This is a genomic window from Candidatus Binatia bacterium, from assembly GCA_029243485.1.
Taxonomy (GTDB): Bacteria; Desulfobacterota; Binatia; order UBA12015; family UBA12015; genus VGTG01.
On the sequence record JAQWRY010000035.1, the window covers coordinates 1 to 9,432 of the forward strand.

The 9,432-nt window shown below is 65.0% G+C and carries 6 protein-coding genes and 1 pseudogene; 4 read left to right on the forward strand and 3 right to left on the reverse strand.

From position 1 onward, the window contains the following. Positions 1–156: 156 nt before the first annotated feature. From P8R42_11700 to P8R42_11710, 3 genes are read right to left on the reverse strand one after another with little or no spacing between them, the layout of a single operon-like run. Positions 157–2,619: a TonB-dependent receptor gene (locus tag P8R42_11700; protein MDG2305294.1), complete on the reverse strand. Its 2,463-nt coding sequence runs from the start codon at positions 2,617–2,619 to the stop codon at positions 157–159. Positions 2,620–2,679: 60 nt separating this feature from the next. Continuing rightward, on the reverse strand, positions 2,680–3,312 hold the full coding sequence (locus P8R42_11705; protein MDG2305295.1) for a hypothetical protein: 633 nt from the start codon (positions 3,310–3,312) through the stop codon (positions 2,680–2,682). Then, positions 3,309–4,910 carry a GMC family oxidoreductase gene (locus P8R42_11710; GenBank protein ID MDG2305296.1) on the reverse strand — a complete coding sequence of 534 codons (1,602 nt, stop codon included), beginning with the start codon at positions 4,908–4,910 and terminating at the stop codon, positions 3,309–3,311. Before P8R42_11710 ends, P8R42_11705 begins: the two co-directional genes overlap by 4 nt. A gap of 186 nt (positions 4,911–5,096) precedes the next feature. Here P8R42_11710 and P8R42_11715 point away from each other — a divergent pair, with 186 nt between their 5' ends. The 4 genes and pseudogenes from P8R42_11715 (at position 5,097) to P8R42_11730 (ending at position 9,290) form a co-directional block, all read left to right on the forward strand. Then, positions 5,097–5,624, forward strand: coding sequence for a hypothetical protein (locus P8R42_11715; GenBank protein MDG2305297.1), 528 nt, complete (start codon positions 5,097–5,099; stop codon positions 5,622–5,624). A gap of 61 nt (positions 5,625–5,685) precedes the next feature. Then, a complete protein-coding gene (locus P8R42_11720) occupies positions 5,686–7,710 on the forward strand; it encodes a DUF3604 domain-containing protein (protein ID MDG2305298.1) in 2,025 nt (674 codons plus the stop codon). 146 nt (positions 7,711–7,856) lie between these two features. Beyond that, positions 7,857–8,867, forward strand: a complete 1,011-nt coding sequence (locus P8R42_11725) for an alpha/beta hydrolase (protein MDG2305299.1) — start codon at positions 7,857–7,859, stop codon at positions 8,865–8,867. Positions 8,868–8,948: 81 nt separating this feature from the next. Next, positions 8,949–9,290, forward strand: a pseudogene (locus P8R42_11730) (amidohydrolase family protein). Positions 9,291–9,432 lie beyond the last annotated feature (142 nt).

Below are 9,432 nucleotides of genomic sequence, written 5' to 3' on the forward strand. Positions count from 1 at the left end.
TGGGCTATTGGCGGCAAAACACCAAAGCTCCCGCCAATAGGTAGCTAGCGCGGATAGCCGACATGAAGCCCCTTTTTGGCTCCCATCCGACCTAACGGCGCCTTACCGGACGTATGCGTGCGCCTCTTTCTGCCTCATGGACGGCGAGTCGCGCGGTCAGCCGAAGCGGTAGCTGAGCTCACCCCCGAACGATCGCGGCGGTTGGAACCAGCGCGTCATGAACCCGTAGATCGCCGTCACCGAGAACACGTCGGACAGGTAGGCCTCGTCGAGGAGGTTCCGGCCGAAGAGGGCTACCTGGGCACGGTTGTCGAGGAAGTCGTAGGAGAGCCTGGCGTTCAGGAGGTGATAGCCGCGTTGGATTCCGGGCAGGAGTTCGGGTCCGAGGGTGTGTTGTTTGCTCCGAAAAGCCCACTCGACCCGCGGTGTGATGAAGCCATCGAGCCAAGCCGCACTCTTGCCCCCCGGTGAGAGCGGAAAGGACTGTTGTACCGCGAGGAAGGTCTGCCAATGCGGTGTCTGGTTGAAGGTCTGGCCGCTGCGGTCGATGACCGTTCCGTCCAGGTTCGATAGCGCGTTCGGAAAGCTGCCGTATCGTGCGTCGAGGTAGCCGAGCGAGCCCATCACGAACATGCCGGAAAGGGGGTTCGCTTGCAGCTCGACCTCGACGCCCTGCACGGTTGCCTTCGCCGCGTTCAGGGTGAGCCGCTGCGTGACCGGGTCGCCCTGGTCGTTGGTGAGTACGCGCTGCGAGGTCTGCTGGATGTCGTCGTAGTTCGCGCGGAAGAGGGCGACGTTCATCGTGAGGCGCCGATCCAACGCGATCGTCTTCACGCCAAACTCGAAGTTGTCGAGCGTCTCCGGACCGAAAGGCTCAGGTGTCGTAGACTCCATGGTGCCCTGGACGGTTGCGTTGAAGCCGCCGCCTTTGAAGCCCTGCGAGTAGGTGAAGTAGGTCATGAGGTGGTCGAGCGGGGCTTCGTCGATCCAGCTGTCGGGGGCGAGGAGTGCGACACTGGCCACCGGCGTCCAGGCCGTGAACGTCTTTTGACCCGTTCCGCCGCTGGCTGGCGCGTCGGGGTCGAGAGCCGACGAGTTGACCTGATCGACACTCTTCGAGTCGGACGTGTAACGGAGGCCCGCGGTGAGGCTCAGCCAGTCGGTGACATCGGCCGTTCCTTGCGCGTAGAGCGCCCAGGTGAAGTTGTCGGTCTTGATGTTGGAGTACGCGGCCGACGGAATCGTGGGGACGTACGCCGTCGTGCCGCTTCCCGACTTCTCCCAGAAGGTGAAGAGCCCCGTGACGAAGTTGATTCGTCCATCCCACGCGGCCGCGTTCACCTGCACTTCTTGCTGGATCTCCTGCGCCGTTCCCGGCTCTCCGTTGATCAGGTCATCGTTCACCGGGTCCCCGCCGCCGGTCTGCTGAAGGTTGATGACGCTGAGCCGGGTGGCGTCGATGTCCGTGCGAAACCGCTGGCTGGCGCCGCGCCACGAGGTCAGCGACTTGAAGGACACGTCCTCCAGCACCGAGAGATCGCCCAGCTCGTAGCGAGCGATGCCCCACGCCCCCCAGTTCTCCGTGTTGATGAGCTGGTCGAGCTGGGCGGTCGTCTCGAAGGGCTTCGTCTCCTCGCACGCCTGCTGGAAGCCGGGAACCAGACCCGTCAGCGGCCCCTGCTGCACGAAGACGCACTGGCCTCCGATGTTGGCATTCGAGAGCGTTGCGTAGCTCCCGAACACGTCGATGGTCAGCGAATCCGTGGGGAGGAAACGGATCGATCCAAGGAACGACTGCGAATTGATGTTCGACAGGTAGTCGTCGCGGAACGAGTTGTAGACGTAGCCGTCGGAGTTTCCAGACCCGAAGGCGACCCGCATCGCGAGCTTGTCTTCGAGCCAGCCGCTCCCGATCGGCATGTTCAGCATCATCCGCGTCGTGAGGCTGCCGAAGCTCGAGGGCTGTAGAAAGACGGATGCCTCGGGTTCCATCTGAGGCTTCACGCTGGTCAAGCTCACCGCTCCGCCCACGGTGTTCTTCCCAAATAGCGTACCCTGTGGGCCGCGGAGCACTTCGATCTGCTGTACGTCGACGATCTCGAACACGGCGGTGGTACTGCGTGGAATGTAGATGCCGTCCAGGTACACCCCGACGCCCGGATCGAAGGCGCCACCGGCCGCCGACGAGCCGATACCGCGGATCCGGATCTGCGGGTTCGTGACGCTCGTGCGGAACGTCGTGTTCGGCACCAGGTTCTGGATCTGATTGATCCGGACGACACCCGACTCGCGAAGCGTCGTCGGCGAAAGCGCGGTCACCGACAGCGGCGTGTCCTCGAGCAGCTCAGCCCGTTTTCGCGCGCGGACGACGATCTCTTCGACGCGGTGGCCGGCGCGTCTGGAGAGGCCCGGCGCCTCCCCGGTCGCCTCGATCGCCTCTGCCTCCGCGTCCAGCGCGTCCGCTTCGTCCGTGAAGCTCGAGTCGGGATCGCCCGCGTCCAGCTCTTGTTGGTAGGTGGACGGCGCTTCGATTCGATCGGTCTGAGCCGCAACGCAGGTCGGCAGGAAGACCGAGAGAATGGCGAGAAGTCCGGCGGTCGTTCGTTCGAGGTCGGTCACGCTCTAGTCTCCTTCTCGTCTCCGGGGTTCCGGTCGCTCTTTCCGCGGGAGCGCGGGTCTTCAGCGCACCGGCCGCTTGGCCCAGCGCAGGCTGTTCGCAAGCCCCAGGATCGTGAGCAGGAGCGCCAGGAGCAGGCGGGGGTCTCCCGCCTGCATCCAGGGGTCCGCGGGAAACGCGATGGTCTTGTTCATCGCGGCGATCTTGAACTCGTGCGGGCCGAGGAATGCCGGATTGCCGGCGATCTCGAGCATGTCGCGGCGGCTGCGGTAGCGCATCAGGCCGGCCATGGTCCATCGCTCCGCCCCCTCGATGCCCCAGATGTCGAGGGCGGGCGCAGTCGCCTGGCCGAACAGGACCGGGTGCGACGCGCGTTTGAAGAGTTCCGGGTACATGTGCTCCATGTAGCGGTCCATCAGATCCTGGGCGGTGGCGTCCTCGGGCACACCGTCCATCCGTGGCGGCGGGTCGTTCATCTCGATGAGGTTGATCATGACGAAGTCGTCGCCCGTGTCGGATTCGAGGAAGGCACGCATCTTCGCGATATCCTGCGGCGCGGCGTCGCTGGCCTCGACTTGCTGCATGACGGTGGCAACTTCCTCGGCCGTCAGGGGGCCTTTGAAGGACGTGTACCAGCCGAAGAACGCCAGCCAGGCGATCAACAGTGACAGCCAGGCGGTGCGAGGTCGGATCATTCGTTCTCTCCCTTCATCTTGCGCGCGACGCGTTCGGCTACCATCACGCAACCGAGGTACGTATTCCCGCAAGGGATCGTCGGCATCACCGATGCATCGGCGACGCGCAGGTTCGGGATGCCATGCACCCGGCAGTCGGCATCGAGTACCGGACCCATCGGACACGTGCCGACCATATGGCCGTAGCTCAGCGTGTTGCGTTCGAGCGCGGTGGCGACCGCATCCGTCGCCGCGAGATCGTGCGGGAAGACCGGCTTCAGCTTCAGCGCTCGAAACGCAGCGGAGCGTTCCCAGGCCGCGAGCTGGTCGAAGGCCTGACGCAGCCGCTGGGGGGCGTCTTCAGGGAGCGGCGGTGCCACGACAGTGGGGCCGGTTTCTTGTGTGCTGCCGAGCCTGACGCTGCCGCGACCGCTCGAGCGCAGCAGAAAGACGGCGAGCATGAACATGGTGGCGCCGGCGGTTGGCGTGGCCAGAAACTTCATCGCAGCCAACACGGTCTTCAATCCAGGGTTGGAATTCGCATTCTCTGACTGGCTGAGAAACCTCACCTTCTCCCTGAAGGTGAGAGGATTCTTCTTGGGGTCATGTAGCGAGACGGGCATCAAGTGATAGTCGACGTCCTTCCCGTTCGATGCGCCGACGAGGACAACCTGTGCGGGCCCGGCGATGCCGCCCCGTGGCCCCTCGTGGCGGTAGAGAATGCCGGCACCGAGGTGGTCGCTCATGGTTGACCCCACGGGAAGATCGGCATGGACCTTGATGCCGTGTTCCGCGAGGTGTGGCTTCGGCCCGACTCCGGACCGAAGCAGCATCGTCGGCGACCAGATCGCACCGGCCGCGACCACCACTTCCTCCGCTTCGATCTCCTCACCGCCGACCAGCACTACGCCCTTCGCGCGTCCATCATCGATCTCGATCGTCGCGACCTCCGCGTTCGTGCGGATCTCGAGATTGTCGCGCGCGCGCACGTCGGAGCGGAGGTAGGCGAGACTCGTCGAGACTCGCTGCACCTGGTCGTCGATCGTCACAGGGAAGATCCCGATGCCCGGAAGCTGGCTCGGATCGTTGATGTCGGCCGCGGCCGACTCGCCGGTCTCGATCATCCCATCGTAAAACGCGGCCTGGCCGCGGCTGATCTCGTGCCGGCGCCATCTGCGTACGGGAAGCGGGCCGTCGCTTCCGTGGATCGGCGAGGTGCCGAAGTCCACGTCCCGCTCGGCTGCCATGAACGTATTCTTGACGTCGTCCCAGCCCCAACCTTCGAGGCCGGCGTCGGCCCAGGCGTCGTAGTCGGCCGGCTGCCCGCGCAGCGTCGCCAACCCGTTGACCGCGGAGGTCCCGCCCAGGAGCCGTCCCTGTATCATCGAGATCGCGCCGGTCTGCGTGGCCATCGAAGTAGGTACGACGTGCTTTCCCACGCCCGTCCAGACGTCGGCGGCACGAATCGGCTCGAGAACGGAGTCGTCGTACGCGTCGTGATCGGGCCCGGCCTCCAGCAACGTCACCGAAATGTCGGGATCCTCGCTCAGCCGCGCCGCGAGAACGGAGCCCGAGGTGCCCCCTCCAACGACGATCACGCGCTGCCTCCGCCCTCCCATCACCCGCTCCTAAGGCAGGACACATCACCAGTCGAAGTGCCTGTCGCTTGACAATAAATTTGCCACATCGGTAGCATGTTGAAACAATGTTGCAAAAGTTTTCAACCACCGCGTCCGCGGCGGGTCAGATGAACCTGTTCAAGCTCTGTGTCGTGCTCGCTCTTTCGATCGGTGTCTTCGGTTGCGGTGACGGCAGCACCCCGCCGGACGAGCCTGCGCCGGTTCCTGGAGACCGACGACGGCCAGGAATTCGTCATGCTCAATCTGAACGTTTACCGCAACGCGCCCGAGTACGTGGATGGTGTGGATGGCAGCGAAGCGATCGCGAGTGCAGCAGAAGCCGAGGACGAGTACCAGAGACGGATCGCGCCCCTTTTGCTCTCGCGGGCCTGCCGCCCGCTGGTGATGGTCGAGCCCGTGCTTTTCCTCGGTGGCACCGGCGATTTCGAGCGGCAGGACTGGAACCTGGCCTCCATGGTGCGCTACCGCAGCCGGCGGGACTTCGTGGAGTTCATCTTGACCCCGGAGTTCTCGCAAGACGTCGATCACAAATGGGCTGCGCTCAGCCGCAGCACCGCCATGGCGACGGTTCCGGTCATTTCGTTCGCGACGGTACGGCTCGCGCCGTTGCTGACCCTCATCATCATCGGGCTGCTCCTCGATCGACTGAGCGCCCCAACCGTTCGCAGGAAACGGAAGGGACCCGAGAAGTGATCACGCCATACGTTGATCGACGGCGACCTCAACATCGCCGACTCCGACTGAGAGGCTGTTCATGTTGAAGAGAATCCTGCTGGGCTTCCTGGCCCTCGTCGTCCTGGTGGTCGCGGTCGTGGGATGGACGGTGGTGCGGCCAGTCTATCAGCTGGCGCAACAGATCACGCCGAGCACCGCCCCCGAAGACCTGGCCAAGCAGGACGACAGCCGAGTCCAGGTTCCGGAGTCGCTCGACCTGGAGCCGCGGCCCTACGACGTGATGAAGAACGCCTACTGGGGTGAGCTCCACGTACACACGACCGAGAGCATGGACGCGGTCCTGTTCGGCACGACGGCGACACCCGAGGATGCCTACCGCTTTGCTCGGGGCGAGCCGCTTCGAAGCCCGGGCGGCGAGCTCATGCAGCTCTCGCGGCCGCTCGACTTCGTGGCGATCACCGACCACGCGGAGGGCTTCGGCTTGCGCACCCGGTGCGGAGAGCCCGATCTGACCTTCTTCGAGCAGTTGAACTGCTGGGTCATGGAGACCCCGGGCTTTATGACGGCGATCTTCCTGGCGAGTCGCCAGACCCGGATGGCGATCGAGCCCGATGCGACGCAGCCCGCCGGGGTCTATCGCAACCGCCCCCGGACCGGTCGGCTGCTGGGGAACGTTCCGATCTGCAGTGGCGGCGAAGGGGGCCTGGAGCGCTGCGCGCGTGACGCCGGCTCGGATTGGGCGCGCTACATCGAGCTTGCCGACCGACACGACGATCCTGGCGTTTTCACCGCCTTCGCCGCCTACGAGTATTCGCCGGTGCTGGAGGGCGCGGGGAAGCACCACCGCAACGTCATCTTCAACGGTGATGATCTTCCGGACCACGCGATCTCGGCGCAGGACGTCGGCAATGCCATCGAGCTGTGGCGCGGGCTGGAGGAAGCGTGCACGGGCGACTGCGACTTCCTGACCATACCCCACAACATGAACAAGGGCTGGGGGCTGTTCTACAGCCGGCACACCTGGGATGGCGGTACCTACGACGAAGAGGACTGGCGCTTGCGGAAGCGTCGCGAGCCCCTCGCGGAGATGTACCAGGTGAAGGGCGCATCGGAGTGCGCGCTGGGCGTGGGATCCACCGACGAGGAGTGCGCCTTCGAACAGGTCCTGGAGCCGTGCGAGCCGGGGCAGGAGAACGGGTGCGCCCTACAGACGTCGTTCGCGCGACAGGGACTCAAGGTCGGCATGCAGCTCGACCGCGAGCTCGGATTCAATCCACTTGCCTTCGGCTTCGTCGCGGCCACGGATGGGCACAACGCGGCCCCCGGTGACGCCGAGGAGTGGGACTTCGTCGGAAAGGTCGGGGCGGCCAGCTCGCCGGCGGTCCGGCGGCTTCGCACGAGGGAGGGGGCGGCGCCGCACAATCAGATTCTGATGGACCACGGCTCGGGCGGTCTCGCCGCCGTCTGGGCCGAGGAGAACACACGGGACTCGCTCTTCGAAGGGATGAAGCGCCGAGAAGCTTATGCGACCTCGGGGCCGCGCATCGTGCTGCGCTTCTTCGGGGGCTGGGGCTTCGACGGTGCGATCGTCGACGATACCGATCCTGTGGCGGTCGCCACGGAAGGCGGCGTTCCGATGGGAGGCGTATTGCGGCCTGAGGGAGAGCAAGCCGAGAGTCCTGCCTTCTTCGTCTGGGCCGCCGCCGACTGGATGAGCGCTCCGCTCCAACGGATCCAGATCGTGAAGGGTTGGATCGATGCCGACGGAGAGACGCACGAGTCGGTGCGGGACGTCGTCTGCGCAGACGGCCTCCAGGTCGATCCGGCGACCAATCGCTGTCCGGACAACGGCGCGTCCGTCGACACGAGCACCTGCCAGACGCTCGGCGACAGCGGGGCAGGGCAGTTGATGGCGGCCTGGGAGGACGAGGACTTCGATCCGAGTCAGGATGCGTTCTACTACGTGCGGGCGATTCAGAACCCGACGTGCCGCTGGTCCACGTACGACGCCATCCGCTTGGGTCAGGAGCCAGATCCGCGCGTGCCCGCGACGATCCGCGAGCGGGCCTGGTCGTCACCGATCTGGATCGACCCTCCGGGCTGAGCCGCGCGGTGGCCCCGAAAAGTAGAATCGGGCCGAGACCGAACGTCGACCCATCGACGCGGTCCTCGACCGCGCGCGTCGCACTTCCGCCCGCTCGTTCGAGATCCGCTTGGTCCCGTGCCGGGTTGCATGTCATTACGATCGTGATGACGTCGTTCCGAGCCGTTTGCTCCGCCGCCGCATTGGCCGCCCTGGTCGTCGCTTGCGGCGATGCCGATCCGCCGCCGATCCGCGGCTTCCCGGCCGCACTCCCCGAAGCCCTCTCCGGGCTCGATGCCACCTTCCACGAAGCGATCCCCTACGGTCCGTTCGGCGAGGAGAACCTCTTCGACATCCTCTTGCCAAACGACCGCGGTGAGGCCCCGATTGTGATCTACTTTCACGGCGGCGGATTCCGCGCTGGGTCGCGGGGGGCGGCCTGGGGTCGGGGTAGGGCAGGCGGCGTCGAGCGGTTGATCGACGCGGGTGTCGCGGTCGCGAGCGCGGACTATCGACTCATCCGCAACCCGGAGGAGATCGGGGTGATCAAGTCGCTTCGCGACAGCGCCCGCTGTCTTCAGTTCATTCGTCTCCATGCGGAAGAGCTGGGAGTCGACCCTGAGCGCATCGTCCTCATGGGGGCCTCGGCCGGCGCGGGCACGAGCCTTTGGATCGGGTCGAACGACGATCTCGCGCAGCCGGACAGCGACGACCTGGTCCTTCGGCAATCGACGCGAGTGCGGGGAGTGGTCCTCCTGGAGACGCAAGCTACGTACGACATCGCCCGTTGGAGCAGCGACGTGTTCCCCGATTTCGGCATTGGCGTTCTCGAGGGCGCCGCGCTGCTCGGGCTAGAAGGCCAGCTTCTCGCCTTCTATGGCATCTCCGAACTCGATCAGTTCGAGTCGCCGGAGATCCTCGAGTACCGCCGAAGCGTCGACATGATCGACCTGCTGACGGCAGACGATCCGCCCATCTTCGTCAGGAACCAGAACCAACCCGACGAGCCTCCGCTGCGCGTGAATGTTCTGTTCCACCACGCGAACCACGCTTTGGTGGTGGCGAACCGCGCGCAAGAGGTCGGGGTCGAGCACGTGCTGTACGCGCCGGTCCTGGGAATCGAGGACCCGAGCGGGGAGGACGAAGTCGACTTCGCGCTGCGGATGCTCGCCGAGTGAGTTTGATCGGCGTTTTGCCGGAGTCCGAAGTGTGCATTCACAATTGCATTCGAAAACGCAAAGCAACCCGGAGGTTCGACCATGGCGCATGACATCGTGATTCGCGGCGGGCAGGTCGTCGACGGAACCGGCGGGGATTCCTACGCCGGCGACGTCGCGATCAGCGACGGCCACATCACCGAGGTGGGCAAGGTCGACGGCATCGCGAAGCGCGAGATCGATGCACGCGGCATGACCGTCACGCCCGGGTTCATCGACGTCCACACCCACTTCGACGCCCAGATCGGCTGGGATCCTATGCTGACCCCGGTGAGCTGGCACGGGGTCACGACCGCCATGATGGGGAACTGTGGGGTTACGTTCGCACCGTGCCGTCCGCGGGATCGCGAGACTCTCGCGGGCATGATGGAGACGGTCGAGGACAGCGGATAGCCGACATGAAGCCCCTTTTTGGCTCCCATCCGACCTAACGGCGCCTTACCGGACGTATGCGTGCGCCTCTTTCTGCCTCATGGGCTACAATATACACGCAGTATCGAAATATACTGTTTCTTGTTATTATTAA